General features: G+C 58.9%; 14 protein-coding genes. 6 read left to right on the plus strand and 8 right to left on the minus strand.

The annotated features are described in order from the left end of the window. Window positions 1-174: 174 nt before the first annotated feature. The gene (locus GSQ91_RS18365; RefSeq protein WP_158823190.1) at window positions 175-813 is read left to right on the plus strand and encodes an LUD domain-containing protein; all 639 of its coding nucleotides are present in this window, start codon (window positions 175-177) and stop codon (window positions 811-813) included. Window positions 814-889: 76 nt separating this feature from the next. Next, a complete protein-coding gene (locus tag GSQ91_RS18370; protein WP_158823286.1) occupies window positions 890-1,228 on the plus strand; it encodes an L-rhamnose mutarotase in 339 nt (112 codons plus the stop codon). Window positions 1,229-1,354: 126 nt separating this feature from the next. On the opposite strand, the gene GSQ91_RS18375 is transcribed toward GSQ91_RS18370, so the two are convergent. From GSQ91_RS18375 to GSQ91_RS18390, 4 genes are all read right to left on the minus strand, one after another. Further along, window positions 1,355-2,404 (minus strand): hypothetical protein, encoded by a 1,050-nt coding sequence (locus GSQ91_RS18375; protein WP_158823191.1) that lies wholly within the window; start codon window positions 2,402-2,404, stop codon window positions 1,355-1,357. Window positions 2,405-2,557: 153 nt separating this feature from the next. After that, window positions 2,558-3,421 (minus strand): TIGR03435 family protein, encoded by an 864-nt coding sequence (locus GSQ91_RS18380; protein ID WP_158823192.1) that lies wholly within the window; start codon window positions 3,419-3,421, stop codon window positions 2,558-2,560. 290 nt (window positions 3,422-3,711) lie between these two features. Next, window positions 3,712-5,001: a cupin domain-containing protein gene (locus tag GSQ91_RS18385; protein ID WP_158823193.1), complete on the minus strand. Its 1,290-nt coding sequence runs from the start codon at window positions 4,999-5,001 to the stop codon at window positions 3,712-3,714. A 326-nt stretch (window positions 5,002-5,327) separates the two neighbouring features. Next, window positions 5,328-6,212, minus strand: a complete 885-nt coding sequence (locus GSQ91_RS18390) for a LysR family transcriptional regulator (RefSeq protein WP_158823194.1) — start codon at window positions 6,210-6,212, stop codon at window positions 5,328-5,330. Window positions 6,213-6,383: 171 nt separating this feature from the next. On the opposite strand from GSQ91_RS18390, the gene GSQ91_RS18395 reads away from it, so the two are divergent. Next, the gene (locus GSQ91_RS18395; RefSeq protein ID WP_158823195.1) at window positions 6,384-7,760 is read left to right on the plus strand and encodes a DUF3863 domain-containing protein; all 1,377 of its coding nucleotides are present in this window, start codon (window positions 6,384-6,386) and stop codon (window positions 7,758-7,760) included. A 245-nt stretch (window positions 7,761-8,005) separates the two neighbouring features. Here the strand turns inward: GSQ91_RS18395 and GSQ91_RS18400 are convergent, their stop codons facing one another. Further along, on the minus strand, window positions 8,006-12,703 hold the full coding sequence (locus GSQ91_RS18400; protein WP_254064705.1) for a DEAD/DEAH box helicase: 4,698 nt from the start codon (window positions 12,701-12,703) through the stop codon (window positions 8,006-8,008). Between the two features lie 271 nt (window positions 12,704-12,974). Between GSQ91_RS18400 and GSQ91_RS18405 the strand changes: the two genes are divergently transcribed. The 3 genes from GSQ91_RS18405 to GSQ91_RS18415 all read left to right on the plus strand — a co-directional run bounded on the left by GSQ91_RS18405 (window position 12,975) and on the right by GSQ91_RS18415 (window position 16,152). Further along, complete coding sequence (locus GSQ91_RS18405) at window positions 12,975-14,117, plus strand: type IV pilus twitching motility protein PilT (protein WP_158823196.1); 1,143 nt, start codon at window positions 12,975-12,977, stop codon at window positions 14,115-14,117. A 60-nt stretch (window positions 14,118-14,177) separates the two neighbouring features. Beyond that, window positions 14,178-14,624: a cytidine deaminase gene (locus GSQ91_RS18410; RefSeq protein ID WP_158823197.1), complete on the plus strand. Its 447-nt coding sequence runs from the start codon at window positions 14,178-14,180 to the stop codon at window positions 14,622-14,624. Between the two features lie 109 nt (window positions 14,625-14,733). After that, window positions 14,734-16,152 (plus strand): thymidine phosphorylase, encoded by a 1,419-nt coding sequence (locus GSQ91_RS18415; protein WP_158823198.1) that lies wholly within the window; start codon window positions 14,734-14,736, stop codon window positions 16,150-16,152. A 215-nt stretch (window positions 16,153-16,367) separates the two neighbouring features. Here GSQ91_RS18415 and GSQ91_RS18420 read toward each other — a convergent pair whose 3' ends face one another. The 3 genes from GSQ91_RS18420 to GSQ91_RS18430 form a co-directional block, all read right to left on the minus strand. Continuing rightward, complete coding sequence (locus GSQ91_RS18420; RefSeq protein ID WP_158823199.1) at window positions 16,368-16,784, minus strand: hypothetical protein; 417 nt, start codon at window positions 16,782-16,784, stop codon at window positions 16,368-16,370. A 203-nt stretch (window positions 16,785-16,987) separates the two neighbouring features. Next, complete coding sequence (locus GSQ91_RS18425; protein WP_014264310.1) at window positions 16,988-17,188, minus strand: cold-shock protein; 201 nt, start codon at window positions 17,186-17,188, stop codon at window positions 16,988-16,990. Between the two features lie 159 nt (window positions 17,189-17,347). Then, complete coding sequence (locus GSQ91_RS18430; RefSeq protein WP_158823200.1) at window positions 17,348-18,415, minus strand: SAM-dependent methyltransferase; 1,068 nt, start codon at window positions 18,413-18,415, stop codon at window positions 17,348-17,350. Window positions 18,416-18,445: the final 30 nt, after the last annotated feature.

Here is an 18,445-nt window from a genome sequence, read left to right on the forward strand (position 1 = left end):
CGCACAGCGACTGGCACGCGTAGGCCAGACGATCTTCAAACGCGACGGCCAGCTGACCAACCTGCCCGGCATGGCTGGCGGCTGGACACGCTCGCGCGATCTCCGCCCCATTCCCAAACAGAGCTTCCGTGACTGGTGGAAGACCCGCTCGTCGCAGAAAGACAAGGAGCCGCAATGACCGCCCGCGAAGAGATCCTTGCGCGCATCCGTTCTGCGCTGCACACGGCGCCATCCGATCCAGTGGCCGCGCACGCGCGCATCTCACACACCTACAACCGCGTGGGCCGCCTCGATCGCGAAGCCTGCCTCCACCTCTTCATCGACCGGCTCGTCGACTACGACAGCGAGATCATCCAGATCGACTCTGAAGCCGAGATCCCAGAAGCCATTGCACAGGCCCTGCAGCACGCGGACGAACACCGTGCTCTCGTCGCTCCCGCCTTTCCCTCTGCATGGCTCCCCGAAGGCTTCGGCTTCAAGGCAGACAACGATCTGCCAACCACCGAGATCGAAGGCGTCGAGGCCGTAGTGACAACCTGCGAGGCCGCAGTCGCCTCAACCGGCACCATCCTCCTCGTCCATGGCGGCGCCCAGGGACGCCGCGTGATCACGCTGCTTCCCGACCACCACATCTGCCTCGTACGTCGCAACCAGGTCTTCGAGCTTGTACCCGAAGCCCTCGCAGCCATCGCAGGCAGCACCACCAAACCCATCACCACGATCTCCGGGCCATCTGCAACATCCGACATTGAGATGACGCGCATTCGTGGAGTCCACGGCCCACGCCGATTGACCGTAATTCTCTACGGTTGAAATAGATTAGCTATCTGGCTGCCTTTGCTGCCGGGTTATATTGGCTCGACACACGATGTCTCAGGGGGATCCTTCATTGCAGCGTTACGCTCAAGTCATTCAACTCCGCGCCGAAGACGAAGCAGAGTACATCCGTTACCACGCCGATGTGTGGCCAGGTGTCCTTGAAAGAATTGCCGACTGCGGCATCCGCAACTACAGCATCTTTCTGCGCAACGGTGTCCTGTTCGCCTACTTCGAGTACCACGGCACAGACTACGCAGCCGACATGCGCAAGATGGCAGCGGACCCCGAGACCCAGCGTTGGTGGAAGATCATGGACCCCATGCAGGCCCAGATGCCCGATGCTTTGCCAGGAGAGAAGTGGTCGCCTCTGCGCGAGGTATTCCACTTCGATGGGCCTCCAGTGAAATAGAGCATTTTCGCTGTGGTTATAAGCCGGAGTGAATGGCTTTTACGTGGTTTTCTCCCAGGGAAAACCACACTGCACAATCTTTGCTGGATCACAGCAACGGTAAAAATGCTCGAATGAGTTTGCTTCCTACCTGTCTACCCGATGAGTCTGGAGAAACTCTTTTACAGCTTCCGGTCTGAAGTTCACCGTGCTGAACGCACGCGGCAGAGACGCCTCAAACGTCGTCATTCGGTATTGGCCTTGTCCATTTGTCAGGATTAGCTTGACTGGCGGCAGGCCCACCTCATGATTAAAGCTGCTCGCCTCATATCCATATTGTCGGTCGCGATAATTGATCACGGGCCATTGACCTTGCTCGCCGCTCACCACAATCGCACGCAGGAAATAGTCGCGCTCAGTTTGCGCCTGCTGCAGAAGCCCGCCAATCGGATAGCGATAATGGAACGCCGCATCATCGCATCCCGCTGCGCGGTAGATCTTTTCGGAATATGCAAGACCAGCGGCCCCCGTGTGCCGAAACGTCGTAAACAATGTAACTCCGCCGAGTCGGGCCTCCTGTGCCGACTTTACAAGTTTCTCGAGGGCCCCAGGCGCCAGCGCTATCTCCTCCGCCTTGACCTCCGGAAAGCTTCGTTCACCCACAATCTGATCCGAAAATCGCGTAACCTTCACGGTGTGATCCAACGACTGGCCGGACACGATCAGCAGGTGTTCCCAATCAGTTGAGGCCATTTGAAAGTCTCGGCAATCTCCGCAACTCCCAGCACCGCCGCTGTGGTCGCCGTAGAAGGCAATAAAACGCACCGCGTGACGCGTAACTTCTGCGCCGTAATCCGCCGTTACATGGTTGAGTAGCGATGTCTCGCCGTGAATCGCCTCTGGCAGGTCATATTCCGTGTTGCCTCCCAGTACAACCTGCTCCTGACCAGCTATTTCCAGCACCGTTGCTGCGCGAACTTTGAAATGCGAAATCGTTGCGCCGGTGCCCGCGTCTTGCGCCGCATCGAGTGCGCGAAAAATCTGTCGACGCAGTTTCGCATCGGGAACCAACGGCTCTGAATCCTCGGTCAATCTCCATGCCCCAGAGGATTCGGCGTGCAGTTTCGCGGATTCAAGCGGGAATGCAAGAACAGACAAGGGGAGCGATAGCAGAACATCTCTGCGCAACCATGACATGACTCGGTCTCCAGAAAAGAATACGTAGGCTAACTAGACGGGTGGCCCAGATCTCAGATCGCTCTCTTAGCGGTATCCGGAGCGTCGCCGCGTCGCTTGGGCTCGCCAGTCAACCGCACCATCAGCCCAAGACCTGCCGTTAGTTTTGCACGCTTAGTCCGCTTCCGGTTTCTGCGCCGCATCCACGACTAGCGTCTGCACCGGCCCTTTGCCTGGAACCAACTTCAGCCCCAACTGCTCCTGCACCGCAGAGAAGACCGACGGCACATCGGCGTTGTCGTCGCTGCCGGCCGCTGCCTCTTCCGGGCGGAAGTGGAGCGTGATGTCATACACACCCGTCAGCCCTGTTGCGTCGTGCACCGGTTTGCCCAGCGCGTTCCCCAATTGGCTCGTCAACGACCGTACCGGCACGCCCGAGCCCTCGAACATCCCGGGGCCCATCGACATGGAGCCCTTCTTGTACTTGTCAGGATTCGCCTTCCACTCTTCGGCCGAAGGCGCTTCGATGGCCGTCGACACCTTCAGCTTTGACCCGCTCTTATCGACCACCAGGTCATACACCGGCAGCGTCTTCGTCTCCATGTGGACCTTCAATTGAAAGCGCTCGGTCAGAAGCTTCTGCAGCATCTCCCGGCGCTGCGCGACGTTCAGCTTCTTGTAGGCGGCTACGTCGTTGCCGCTGACCTTTGCGGTCAGGTCGAACGTGCTACTTTTCATCCATCCGTTTAACCCGGATACCTGATACGGCTTCAGATCCCACGCGCTGCAGATCATCTGCTCCAGCGGCAGGTTCACCAAACTCAGACCATCCGCGGTCATCCGCCAGGACATCCCGGGATCCTCGGCAGGATGCGGTTTCAGCACCGCCACGTCCCAGTCCGGCAGCGGGCCTGCCGCCGGAGCGTCGCCGCCTCGGTTCACGTCCGAGATCGTCGGCAACTGCGCCCGAATTGGCAGCGCCATCAACATAAGAGCAACCACGGTTGCAGCGACACCGCCCAATAGCCACTTTGCCATATCCTCGCTCCCAAACATTACCGTCAGTTATCGGAAACCCAGGCCCCCTCACACACGTCGTATTTCCCGGCGCGAAGGTAAACCGTCTTAGTGAGATTCCATAGTACTTGGTGGCGTGCGGAGGGGGAATGAGTACCGGCCAAACAATATCGCCAGGCGGGTCTGCGGGTCGTGTTCGAATTTCAACCTGTTGACCATCGGTCCATACGTCACTGTGGCCGAGTCACTATTGTGAGGGGTACGGTAGCCTATGCGCCTGCATAGGCTACCCGTGCAGAAGTTGCCTGCAGCTATTCAGGCAGCAGGATTTCCTTATCCTGCGGTGCGCGACGGATCGTCGAGACTGGAAGCTTCAGGTGAGCCTGAGCCATCTTGTCCGGCATCCGAGCGATCCATTGATTCAGCGAGACGTCCTGGTAATGCGAGGTCTTGAACATCTCCAGGAAGACGATGTCTTCCGTTCCGGTGTTCTCGACGTAATGACCTGCCATGGCGGGCACGTACCCAACATCGTTCGCGTTGAAGTCCATGGTGCGGGCTTTGCCTCCGGTCAGCACCACGGTCATCCGGCCCTTGCCCTTGATCCAGTATTGCCACTCGCTCACATTCGGGTGCCAATGCATCTCCCGCATTCCACCCGGCTTGATCGTGACGATGGCGGAAGCGATATTCTGCGCGACGAGAAAATTAGTGGAGTCGATAATACGAACTTCGCCACCAGCAGTCTTCGTCGTCGGTGCCATGGACGACGCCTTGAAGGTGTACTTGTTATTCGTTTCAAGGTACTTGCCCAGAAAGCGCCTGTCGTCTTCGAGGGGCCCCGGAAGCTGAGAGGCGAAGATGTACAACTCGGTGGGAGGCAGCTGATCCCACTCCTGCCTCGACCATCCCATATTCTTCTGGACGACCTCTGGCGGCGTGTGAGCCAGGAACTCTGAAAGCAGGAAGGTATCGTCCTCCGAAAAGTTTCCTTGATTGAAGACCAGCAGGAACTCGCAGCCATCTCCTTCTAGACCCTGAATCGAATGCGGGAACCCCGCTGGGAAGTACCACAGATCCCCTACACCAATGTCGTCGATGAACATCTTGCCATCGGGCTGCATGATGCTGATACGTGCTTTACCGGACAGCATGATCGCCCACTCATCGGCAAGGTGCCAGTGCAACTCGCGGAAGGACCCTGCGGTCAGCCGCATGTTGACGCCGGCGATCTCTTTCGATTGCGGCAACTCACGTTCCGTGACCTGATGCGTCCAGCCGCCGCCTTGCATCCGCTTTGCCGTCAGATCGAAGGAGTACCAGATAGGAGCTGGGTTCCCATGATCCGTGAACGGTGGCGTGTTCGCGCTGGGATTTTCCCGCAGCAACACAGTGTTCTCCGGGCCAGGATCGCTTGGGCTATCCCCTTGCCTTCCAGCCTGCGACTCTTGCCGCGATTGTGCCATCGCAGTCGCCGTCACCAGTCCTGCACCAGCCAGGGCCGCCGCTTCGACAAACATGCGGCGTGACAGCGTCTTCTGCTCGTGGGAGGGAACCCCTTCCCCAGTCGTCTGCTCTTCTACTTCGTCTATCGTTTTCATCGGACGTCTCCTTTAGTCGGATCATGTGGCCCAAAAGCTTTACACAACCATTAGACTGCCGAAGGAGAAGACGTGCTTACTGTATGTTTGGAACGCTCTTATAGATAAAACGAATAACTGGTGCAGCAGCTCACTACAGTGGCTTAAGGTAAATCCCGAATGGTGTAGAAAAGTAATTGCCGTTGCTTTTGTTTTCTGGTTGTCATTCCGCCCTGAGCGTAGCCGAAGGGGAGGAACCTGCTTTCTCCCGTTCTTTGCTCGTACAAGGTCGGAATGACAATCCGCAAAACAAAACAACATATCTCCATACCACTTCGGGAACTACTCTATGGCTGCCCAACCTTCTTCGCCGTCGCGATCAGATGCTGGAGAAGCGGTGTCTGTTTATTCTGGGCTGTAGCAATGCCGATCTCCGAGCGAATCTTCTCCCGATTCAGAACCGTAACTGCGACAATCTTTCGGTTTCGCCGGGTGATTCCTTCGGGCAGAATCGCAACTCCCATTCCAGCGGCCACCAACATAAGGGCCGTTTCCATCTCTGCGGTCTCCTGAACGATGTTTGGTGAAAAACCCGCGTCACGGCAGAGTCCGGTCCAGTAGTCAAAAAAGGAAGGCGCCCACCGTCGTCCATACGCAATAAACGGCATATCAGAGAGTTGTTTAGCCGACAGGTTTTTTTGACGCGCAAGCGGATGGCTTTTGGAGACCACGATTGCAAACGGTTCGCGATAAACCAAATCGAGGGAAAGCCCCTCCTCCTTCAGCGGCATACGAACAAAGCCCGCATCGATGACTCCTGCCCGAAGAGCGTCTACCTGTTGAACAGTCGGAATATTACGGAGCTCCAGAGTTACCCCTGGATACTGCTTCTGGAAAGCCGTGGCGATGGCGGGAATCAATTCGAGCGTAGCTGAAGCCACAAAGCCAATCCGCAGATGACCAATCTCTCCGGAAGAGATTCGCGCAACCCGCAACTCGATATCAGCGATTTGCTGAAAGAGATATTCGGCATCGGCTAACAAGGATGCACCTGCTGCAGTGAGCCGAACCGTCCGCCTGTTCCGCTCCAATAGCCGGGCACCGAGGTGGTTTTCGAGAGCCTGAATCTGAGTGCTCAACGCCGGTTGCGACAGGTGGAGCTGTCGTGCGGCACGGCTGAAATTCAAAACGTTCGCGACTGCAACAAATGACCTCAGTTGTTTGATATCCATCGAACCCTCACGCCTTCATGATAGTCACGAGACGTTGCAGTATCCGTCGATTCTTGCGACAGTTGTTGAGACACAACTAGAGATCCTCCTCCCTGCGAACATCCGCCTGCCGAGAAAAAGGACAATCACCAGAGTCGTGGATGAAAACCAAGCGAAGAGGAACGAAGGTGTATGAGTAGAAATTGGACCAGACGGCATTTTCTTGGCGGGGCAGCGGGCGCGGCAGCAGCTTTCGCTCTGCCCCTATCGGGAGTAAGCTCCCCGGCCCTTGCCGAGGCTTCTTCTCCCTTGCGCGGAAGATTTGTAACGCACGTCTCTCTCGTACGAGTGAATCAAATTGAGGTGACACCCAATCAATCCATTGGTGAAGATGAGTCCGGAGACAATAGCCCAGACCACATCCGCTCACGGCGCGAAGCCTTTGCAAGAGGGTGTCCGGACGGCAAGATGACCTGGGCGATTAGCTGGCTGGCTCTCAACGACAGCCGTAAGGAGTACCAGGAAGCGCGGCGTTTGCTGGCTTCGTACCATGATCGCTACGGAGACGAGATCACCTTTATTCCAGGTGGCTACTTCGCGCCCATGTACGACACGCGCGAACACATCCAGCAGACGATTCACAAAGCGCTGGGAATGATCTCCAACATGGTTGGCGGCGGCTATCGCCCGGAGTGCATCATCGCCGGTTTCATGGATTCAGAGAATCAGCGCCTCCTCGCCACAGAAGAAGGCATCCATGTCTGCCAGGGACAGATCTGGAGCCAGCACGGAATCGATCACGGCGATGGCGACGGAGGCATCTGCTATCCCTACTACCCCAGCCGCGAACACTACCTGAAGCCCGCCCAGGGCCCAGCGGATTTTATCGACTGCGTGTGCCTCGATGGCTGGACCTGCGACTTTCTCTCCGCGCGGCGGGACGGATTTCAAGGCGGCTTCAATAGCCGTCTAGGTGTGGGGCCGATTGAAGCGGTGGGTAATCTCGGCAAGGATGTCGGACGTAGAGAGATGATGGATACCACCGCGATGCACTTCGACCGCGGCCACGCTCTCAACAACTTTGGATGGGTCACGGCGATCTGGGAGGTCTCCATCGGCCACGACGAAGACCTTACCTACTGGCTACAGAACGTACGCGACAGATGGCCCGACACCCAGGTCATCACCGAAGGCGCATTCGGTATGGAGTGGCGCAAGCACACCCCCAACAATGCATCGCTCAACTACCGTTTCGACGCCAAAGGAACCGGTGCACCCGGCTCCGAGAAGAACCTGGAGATCGAATGGTTCATGAACCGCAACTTCCGCCTGGCGCTCCTGCATGACTGGACAAAGAACAGCCCACCGCTCGCTATCGACTTCACACGATATGACCTGAAGGCTGAAGAGCCGCACGGTCTGCAGCGCGAGTGGAGCCTGATGAATGTGCTCAATCAGAAAGGCACGCGGCCGCAGGACAAACCCATCCCCCTGCAACAACTCAGCGCAGACGACCAGCGCCGAATCTACAAGCGCTATCCCCAGCTGAAGGCGCTTTCCCCAGCTTAGAGCAGTTACCTAGAGCATTTCTTCTTACAGAGAGAGCCACCGATCCGGGTGCCCCATCTTCGGCGCGTTTTTTGCGCCTAGGTGGGCATCGGGCGAACGCCCGACTGCTCCTGCCCATGTATGCCACATCTCCAATGTTCCAACCGACACAACACTTTCTCCCGCTGCTCTAAACCTGCACGGGAAATGCTCTAAATCGAGTAGAAGAGCGGTTGCGGTTGTCGCAGCTTTTACTTTTCACCCGATCACGGCACTTGCACACTTATCGGCCTCCGTCGCACATTGAACCCCGCCGGCGCAGCCTGAAACCCAGCCTCCAGCAAAAACCTTGCCAACGGATGCTCCGCCACCGGCACACCATTGATTGCCGTAATCAGCATCCCCTTAAGCCTGTGCCCCTCATCCTCACCCTCTTCGCGTTGCGCATTCGCCACAAAAAACTCCGCGAGAGCACGAGCCGTCTGCGAACACGCAGGTTCATCCTCCGGCAGCATCACCTGCACATTCGTATTACCGCGGCGCAGATACGCAGTCAGCGCACCATCGACCAGCACCACACGCGCCCCCACACTCCGCGTCAGCGAGGAACCTTCTTCCGGAGCAGCAGGCCAGCGCAATAACGCACCATACGGATTCGCAGGATCGGTTGCGGCGAGCATCACCACCTCGCTCGCCTGCTCCTGCACGTTGGTTCGAAGACTCCGCAGCAGATCCACCGCAGCGGGCATCGCGAACTGCGTCGCGCCGAGGTCGGCTGCAAAGTATCCACGACGCACACGTCCACTCTCCTCCAGCGCCTTCAGCACGTCGTACACCGCGGAAAATCCCCCTGGAAGATTCTCCGCATGGGCCGTCTCACGAAACACCACGCCATAGCGTGCGAGCAACTGCTGCGCCATCGCATGGCTCCATGCGGTCGCACGCGCAGGCGCGTCGCCGTCAAACGCCACTTCGTTCAGACTCCAACGTCCCTGCGCCGTAGGAGGCGTAGTACGCCGGCTGCGAAACCCCGTCTGCTGATGCACCCGCCGCGACGGCTTTGCACCACGCCCGCTGCCTGCAGGCTTCTCGCAATAAGCACGCAGCGCATGAACCGCGTCATTGGTCAGCAGCCCTTTCCACACCAGCGCCCACAGCGCCTCAATCGTCTCACCCGGATAGCCACCGCCTATAGCCTCATGCAGCGGCTGAAAAAACGACGCCCCATTCGCTTGCAGATACGCCACAATCTTCTGTTCCGTCTCGCTGTTTCCTCTTTCCTGTTTGCTGTTTCCTGCCTTCGGAGGCCACAACAGCGGCAGCTTCTCCGCAAGATACAGCCCCACGCGCCCATCGCGTTCCCCCAGCGGCTCGAAGCCGGCCCACACCACCTCTCCCGCCGCAATCAGCGTGTCGAGATCGGCAGGTTTGTATCCTGCAATGCGCGCAGGCAGAATTTCAGTCTCCAACAGGCTTGCGGGCAGCGGCGCACCTTGCAGAGTTTCGATCGTATCCAGCAGTGCATCAAGCCCGCGTCGCGGTTGCACCACTCCCTGCCAACGGGTAAACAAACGCGCCAGCGTGCGCTGCTCCACCGGTTCAATCTCTTTCCGCAGGCGCGCCAGCGACTTGCGCCGTACAGCACGCAGCACCTCTACATCGATCCACTCACGATGCACACCACCGGGCCGGAATCCACCTTCAGCCACACGGCCCAAATTGACTAGCCGCTGCAGGACTACTTCAATACTCTCGTTGGACAACTTGTATCGCTGCGCCACATCAGCCGTAGTGAATGGCCCATGCGTTCGCGCATAACGTCGTACGATATCCAGCAGCGCATCCGGCACAGGCGAAAGAAACGCCTGCGGCAATCCCGCAGGCAGAGTCACACCCAGCGCATCGCGAAAGCGTGCAGCATCTTCTACAGCAATCACGCGCTTCTCACCCGCAATCTTCAGCTCCAGCACACGCTGCGACTGAATCAAACGGTCGACGCTGTCTGCAACCTCCTCGCTCACACAACGCGCAGCGATCTCCGCACGCGTTCTGTCACCTAACCGCAACAGCAGATCGTGCACACCATCCATCGACCTCGCTTTGTAAGGATCGACGACGCACTGCAACTGCTCTTCGGTCTCTTCGATCGCGCTCACGTCGAGCAACTCACGCAGGTCGGCATCTCCCATCAACTCGCGCAATTGGTCCTGGTCGATACTCAACGCCTGCGCCCTGCGCTCGGCCAGCGGCGCATCGCCATCGTAGATATACGTGATGATGTAGTTGAACAGCAGCGCCTTCGCAAACGGCGACGGCGTCTGCGAGTCAACCACATGCACACGCAGGGCTCGACTCTCGACAGCCCGCAGCGTCTCCATCAGCGCAGGCATGTCGAAGACATCACGCAGGCACTCGCGATAGGCCTCCAGCAATATCGGAAAACCTGGATAACGCGACGCCACAGCCAGCAGGTCATACGCACGCTTTCGCTGCTGCCAGAGCGGCGTCCTTCCATCCGCACGGCGACGCGGCAACAACAGGGCACGCGATGCCGCCTCACGAAACTTCGCCGCGAACAGCGCCGTTGATCCAAGCTGCTGCATCACCAACTGGGCCGCCTCCTCCGGCCCCAGCAAGAGAGCCTCGATATCCGGCGGCTCATCCGTCTCGGGAAAGCGCAGTACAAATCCGTCCTCACTCCACATCGCTTCTACATCGCGTCCCGAGGCCTTGAGCTTCGCCGTCGCTGCCATCGCCCAGGGCGCATGGACTCTGCTACCCAGTGGCGTCAGACAACACACACGCCACACCCCAGCTTCATCCCGCACCCGTTCGATCACCAGCATGCGATCGTCAGGAACCTCCTTCGTCGCGAGCTCCTGATCGGTAAGATAGCGCAGCACATTCTCCGCGGCCTGCGGGTCGAGATCGTGCTCGCGTGTCAGCTTCGTAACCGCCGCACCGCGCGGAAGCTCACGCAACTCGCGCATCAGCGCGCCAATGCGGCGGCCAAACTCAATCGGCCTTCCTGCCTTATCGCCATGCCAGAACGGCATCTTGCCCGGCTCGCCCGGCGCAGGACTCACCAGCACGCGGTCATGCGTGATCTCGTCGATACGCCACGTCGACGCGCCAAGCAGAAACGTCTCTCCCGTCCGCGCCTCATAGACCATCTCTTCATCCAGTTCACCCACACGTACGGGCTTCGTATGATTGCCGCTCAGAAACACGCCATACAATCCACGATCCGGAATCGTGCCGCCGTTCAGGATCGCGATGCGTTTCACACCCTGCCGTGGTGTCAGCCAGTTACGCGTGCGATCCCACGTGATGCGTGGACGCAGCTCTGCAAACTCATCCGAAGGATAAAAGCCCGCCAGCATATCGAGCACGCCCTCAAAGGCGGCCGTGCTCAACCCCGCGAACGGCGCTGCGCTGCGAACAAGCTCCAGCAGAGCGCCATAAGAGATGCCCGGAGCCTCCTCCTCTTCACTCCTCTCGCGCCTTCGCCGCAACTCCGCTTCCTCGACCGGCAGCGGAGGATGGGCAACGATCGCAACCATCTGTTGCGCCAGCACATCGAGCGGATTGCGCAGGAAACGCGTCGACTCCACATGCCCTTCGTGCATCGCCTGCGTCACCGCAGCGCAGGCCACAAGGTCCGCGCGATACTTCGGAAAGATAATCCCCACTGACGGCGCACCCACCTGATGTCCTGCGCGTCCGATACGCTGCATGCCGCTCGACACACTTGGCGGCGATTCAATCTGCACCACCAGATCGACCGCACCCATGTCGATACCGAGCTCCAGCGACGAGGTGCAAACCAGCGCCTTAATCTTCCCGGCCTTCAACAACTCTTCAATCTCGCTGCGCTGCGCCGCCGCAAGCGATCCATGATGCGCACGCGCGATCGGCTCGCCCGCAAGCTCATTCAGCGCACCCGCCATTCGCTCAGCGATACGCCGCGCATTCACAAAGATCAGCGTCGAAGTTCGCTCGCGCACAATCTCCAACAACCGTGGCTGAATCGACTGCCAGATACTCGTACGCTTCGGTCCCTGCTCCGTCGTTCCATCAGAAGACTCACCCAGCCGCGCCATATCCTCAACCGGCACTTCGACAGTCAGCTCAAGCCTCTTCCTCGCCCCGGCATTCACAATCGTGACAGGACGATACCGCACGCCCAAAGGCTCACGTTCTTCCCTACCCAACCCCTCCACCTGATCCGCTGACTCTCTAACTCGCTGACTTGCTGACTCGCTGACCTGCTGACTCGCTCTTCCTTCCGCTCCTCCCAGAAAACGCGCAACCTCTTCCAGCGGCCTCTGTGTCGCGCTCAGGCCAATGCGCTGAAGGGTCCGTCCGCACAAGGCCTCCAGGCGCTCCAGCGACAGCATCATATGCGCCCCGCGCTTTGTCGGCACAAGCGCATGAATCTCGTCGATGATGATCGTCTCGACCGAACGCAGCGCCTCGCCCGCATCCGACGTCAACAGCAGATACAACGACTCCGGCGTCGTGATGAGAATCTCGCCCGGATGCCGCTTGAACCGCGCGCGCTCCTTCGGCGAAGTGTCGCCCGTACGCACGCTGATCTCCGGCAGATGCACCGCCACGCCCTGCTGCTGTGCCACGCTCGCGATGCCCGCCATCGGCACACGCAGATTGCGCTCGACATCCACCGCCAAGGCTTTCAACGGAGAGACATACAGCACCCTGCACCCAGGCTGCGTTGCGGGCTCGCGCAACATCAGCTTGTCGAGACACCAGAGGAACGCGGTCAGCGTCTTGCCCGTGCCTGTCGGAGCAAGAATCAGCGTCGACTCTCCACGCGCAATCGCAGGCCAGCCCTCGCGCTGCGGCGGAGTCACATCTTTGAACGCCTCACGAAACCACTCCGCCGTCACAGGATGGAACAGCTCAAGCCCTGTCGTATCCGCAGAGCCACCCACCGCTCGCACGGAACGCTTTGTTTTGCTCGACTTCACAGCCTCGCCGCGCTTGCGTTCAACCACGTGCGTCTTCTCCGTCAGCTTTCCGCAACCATCATCGCGGCTGCTGGGGATGAGATGCAATTCTGCCGGTCATTGCTGGAAAAAACAGCTTAGGAATCACTGACATGGCAGGAATCGCAACAATTAGAAGCCATCATTCGATCCTGCCCGTCTAAGCATAAATAACGTGTGGGACGCCCTACAGTCCCCATTGCCCCTCAAAGCACCTGGAGATTCGATGCCTGCGTACGAAAACGATTTGTCCCAGCTTGTCTATGAATTGAACAGCACCGTGCCCGGCGCAAAGACCGGCAAAACGGCCTCGCTCGATTCCCTCCTCGCACAAGCCGCCGAGCAAGGCGCCTCCGACATTCTCCTTGTAGCTGGATCTGCCATCACACTGCGCATTAACGGATCCCTGGCAGCCGGCGCCGGCAAAATTCAAACACCGGAAGACATTCGCGGCATGTTGGTCCCACTCCTGACGAATGAGCAGGCAAAGGAGCTCGAGAGCAAGCGAGCCCTCGACTTCTGCTTCGTTCGTGGATCGACCGGGAGGTTCCGAGCCAACTTTCACTATCAGCGCGGCACGCTCGCAGCCAGCATCCGGCTGTTGCCCTCTCAGGTTCCCACCGTCGAGTCCCTGCATCTGCCTCCTGTGCTAGCGCGATTAACGGAACGTCGACAAGGCCTGATCCTCCTCACCGGACCAACCGGATCCGGCAAGACCTCGACCATGGCGGCGCTCATCGACTTGATCAACGCCCGCAGGCGAGACCACATCATTACCATCGAAGACCCTGTCGAGTACCAGCACGCAAACCGCAACTCCATCGTGGAGCAGATCGAAGTCGGCCACGACACGCCGGACTTCGCCCAGGCCGTTCGCTCTGTCCTGCGCCAGAATCCCGATGTGATCCTCATCGGCGAGATGCGCGACAGCGAGACCATGGCCGCCGCGCTCACAGCAGCCGAGACCGGACACCTGGTCCTGTCCTCTTTGCACACCAACGACGCGGCTCAAACAATGTCACGCATCCTGGACAGCTTTCCCGCCAGCAATCAGTCTCAGATTCGCCAGCAGCTATCGCTCGCGCTGCTGGCAGTCATCGCGCAACAGCTTATCCCCGGGATCGGCTCCGTGGGGCGCTATCCTGCGGTGGAAGTCATGATCGGCACACCTGCTATCCGCAATCTCATCCGGACAGGGCAGGATCACCAGATTCGTTCTCACATATCGACAGGACGCAGCGACGGCATGACCACCATGGACCAATCGCTGGCCGAGTTGGTTCGCACAGGACGCATCTCCCGAGAGACAGCCCTGGCTCACTGCTACCACCCCGAAGAGCTGCGCTCCCATCTGAATCATCCGGTGTAGCCGTCCGGTCATCGTGCGCTTGCCATCGCGCAGGCAAGCGACTACCCTAAACGACTCACCATGCCGCAGACAGCCTTCCAATCCGCCACCCTCACCAGCGCAGAGCAGGAGCAGCTTCGCGCGCTCGCAACAGCCGCAGCCGAGCACTCCTACTCGCCCTACAGTCACTTCCGCGTAGGTGCAGCACTGCTGCTTACCGACGGCAGCATCGTCACCGGCTGCAACGTCGAAAACTGTTCCTATCGCCTGACCAGCTGCGCTGAACAGGGTGCCATCGCCCGCGCCGTCGCCGAACACGGCCCTGAGATCCGCCTGCGTGCCGTCGCCGTCGCCAATCTCAACCACGCAGCCTCCATGCCCTGCGGCGCCTGCCGCCAGACCCTTACCGAGTTCGGCGACGACTCGACGCTCATCCTCTACCCCGGCGAAGACAACGAGCAGAAAGCGACAACACTTGGCGAGCTATTGCCCCACGCCTTTCGCCACGAATATCTCGAACCCCAATAACCTCGAAGCTCATTACCTCGTGGCTCATAGCTGAATAGAAACCTCTTCAGCACCAGCACCCATCCAATATCTCCACGACTGAATATCCCGCTACAAGAGAGCTTCACCCATGTCTGAACACGCACTCTACCCCCTCGACATCCTCATCAAAAAGCGCGACGGCGCTGAGCTTACAAAAGCCGAGATCGAACACTTCGTCCGCGCAATCGTTCTCAACGGCGAGCAGAAGCTGGCCGAAGTCCGCGGCGAAAAACCCGCCACACTCTCCGCCACCGACAAGGTCACCGACGCCCAGATCGCCGCGTTCCTCATGGCCGTCTTCCAGCGCGGACTCTCGCCCGCGGAACTCGCCAACCTCACCACAGCCATGCGCTTCTCCGGCGAGACCTTCGACGCCGCTCCGCTCCACACCTTCACCGTCGATAAGCACTCCACCGGAGGCGTCGGAGACAAAAGCTCCCTGCTCATCGCGCCGACCATCGCAGCAGCAGGGCTAGAGTTGTCGCCAAGCATCTCCGTCCCGATGATCTCCGGCCGCTCGCTCGGCCACACCGGAGGCACCCTCGACAAACTCGAAACCATCCCCAACTTCGACACCCAGCTCCCGCTCACACGTTTCGCCGAGGTCCTGCGCGAGTGCCACGCCTCGCTCGTCGGCCAGACACCGCGCCTCGTTCCCGCCGACCGCATCCTCTACGCCATGCGCGACCACACCGGCACCGTCGAGTCGCCCTTCCTCATCACCGCCAGCATCATGAGCAAAAAACTCGCCGAGAGCCTGAACGCCCTGGTCCTCGATGTCAAGGTCGGCTCCGGCGCCTTCATGCCGACCTACGAGAAGTCGAAGTTCCTCGCCGAGCTGATGGTTTCCACCGGCGAACTCGCTGGCACCCGCACCGCCGCGCTGCTCACCACCATGGACGAGCCTCTAGGCCGCTTCTCCGGCAACTGGGTCGAGGTCTGGGAGTGCGTCGACATCCTGCAGGGCAAACGCCATCCGATGTCCTCCGACCTCATCGAACTCTCCAACATCCTCTCCGGCTGGATGCTCTACCTCGCCGGCAAGTCGGCCACACCCGAGGCCGGAGCCAAACTCGCCGACGACATCCTGCGCTCCGGCGCGGCCTACAAGTCGTGGCTGCAGATCGTCGCCGCCCACAAGGGCGACACGAGCATCTTTAACGACCCGGCGGCCTTTCATCAGCCAAAGGCGACACGCGTCCTCAAAGCCTCACGCGCAGGCTATCTCGCTGGCATGGACTGCAAGGAAGTCGGCTGGGCCGTGCAACGCCTCGGCGCAGGTCGCGCCAAACCCGGCGACCCCGTCAGCGCCCACGCCGGCATCGAATCACACGCAAAACTGGGCGACAAACTAGAAGAGGGTCAGCCGATTTTTACGCTCTTCAGCGAAGAATCCGCCCTGCTCGACGAGCCCTATCGCATGTTGGAAGCAACCGTAGAAATCGCCGACGAGCCGCCTCAAAAGCAGCCGCTCATCCGCGAGATCATCACAAAAGCAGTTTTATAGTTGTAGCCTTTTGCCGCGCATCCCTCTAAATGCTGTCATCTCGACCGAAGCATGATGGCTTTATCGTCATGCGCAGTGGAGAGACCCCTGTATTTTGTCCACGCTGGCACGGTTGCCAAGCGCAGGCAAAACACAGGGGTCTCTGGATGCAAACGCATCTCTTTAGTCGAGATGACAAAATGAGGGTACCGCTAGAACCACAACGCTGACGTCAGCTACGCCTTGGCTTTTTTCTGCATGTAGTGCTGCACGCTCGACTGCCAATCCAGCGACGTTCCGGCATACGGCGAGTTCTGCCGGCGTGCGCTGCGGTTAGCGCCAGCAGGAACGAAGGGTTCCGCACTCTTCGGTGCCGTTTCCGCAACCACCTCAGCCTCGACGACAGGCGCGTCTTTCGGACGGAAGGAGCGGGGCAGATCGTTCTGATTGAACTCGATCCCGTCACCGGCAAGACGCTTGGCAGTCAGAACCAGGGCATCGCGCTTCAGGGTGAGCTTGCGCGTTGCGGCAGCACGGTCGGCTTCGTTGTCGAAGCTCTCAAAGTTCAAAAGGTGCGCCAGCTTGCGGTCGAAGAGGTCAATCTCTTCATGAACGGTTTTAAGGTAGTACTTGTTTTCGACGATATTTGCCATGCGCCCTCCGCAGACTTCTGGTTGGAGTAAAAGAGGCAGCCCTACAGGATCGTCAGGGAGAATCGGTATTGTTTGTATATCTCTTGCCGCCACAACATAAGATGCCGCGTTTGAACAACGTGACATAGCTATGCCGCGCTCTACGACCAAAAGCAAAAGGCGGTTCCTAAAGAACCGCCCTTAGCCTTATTCCGTCGAAACTCTTACACAACCTGAACGTTCTCTGCCTGCCAGCCCTTGGGGCCCTTCACGACATTGAACTGAACGCTCTGGCCTTCCTGAAGCGAACGGAAGCCGTTGCTCTGGATGGCGGTGTGATGTACGAAAACGTCGTCGCCATTGGCGCGGCTCAGAAAGCCGAAACCCTTAGCGTCGTTGAACCATTTAACTGTTCCCTGTTCCATTTGGTTTGTTCCTTGTAAAACGATGTACCGCTGAACGCAATTTGGAGTTGTTTGCTGTAAAGCAGTACGGCCAGAACAAGCAAGTAGACCAGATCGGATTCTACGATCCATTTCAGTGTATCATCCCCACCCCAATGGGGAAGCCTGACCGCTTTTTCCCTAATCGGTCATTCTCTGGGATTGCCCATCATTCGGGCTGGCTGAGACCGTCAATTCAGCCAGCCAGTAGATCCCACCCGCAATTGCGATGGCCTTTTGGGCCTCCAAAACGCCGGCGGATAGCGGCAACGCGGTGCCAGCCCGGGCTCGTGCCAGCGCCTCGATCCTCATCTTTTCCACAACATGCGCAGCATAGGTAGTGCCATCGCTGCGGATCGCGTAGCGCTTAAAGACCTCTGGGTTGTTCATCGAAAGGGGCACAACAGGATCGAATCCCAGTCCCTGAAAGAACTCATCCCCGTTGGAACCCGGAACTCCAAAAATCCATGGTTCTCCCCAGGAGGCTGGCATGGTCATAGATCCTTGCGAATTCTGCTTTATGATCTCGATTCCCAGGCTATTCGCATAATCGAGGACGATCGAACTGCCTGGAGCCGAATGCGACGCGACCATTTGCAGCATCTTCCGGACACTCTTCTCAGGCAGGTACATGCTCACACCCTCCCAGATATAAAAGGACCTCTCTCCTTCACGGAAGCCTCCCGCCTTCAGGGCGTCACGAATGCCATCTTTCGCGAAATCGAGGCTCACGTAGGTCAAATTTGGTAGAACCTCGCCCAAGACAGCCTGAATGCGGCGCTTCTTGTAATCCTGGGTGGGTTCGGCATCCACTTCCATGACGCGGCAGTGTTGGAGTAGATCCCGAAAGCGATAGGCGCGGCTATCGAATCCAGCCCCTAGAATCACGATCTGGGCAGCCCCGCTTTCGACTGCCCGCTTCAAGGCCTCATCGATGAAACGAGTTCGGAAAATCATCAAACTCACCAAGATGGCTATTGCCGGATTTTGGCTCGCTTCTGCGTAGTCCTGGGCCAATCCCGTACTGAGCGGGTGGTCGTTGATGAGCGCTAACTCATCTGGCCCTATCAACGTGTCCGCAAGAAAGTCTGGGTTCCTTACGCCCGCGTCGGGGTCGCGGGATCCGAAAGCACGAGCCGCAGCCACGAGGATAGAAGTCCGAGAAGGTAGACGATTGGGTGAACCAGGCGGCGGCGATTTATCTGCCATGCCGAAATGGTAATCCAGTAATACGCTGTC

Origin of the sequence: Granulicella sp. S156, assembly GCF_009766105.1 — a bacterium.
Lineage (GTDB): Bacteria > Acidobacteriota > Terriglobia > Terriglobales > Acidobacteriaceae > Granulicella.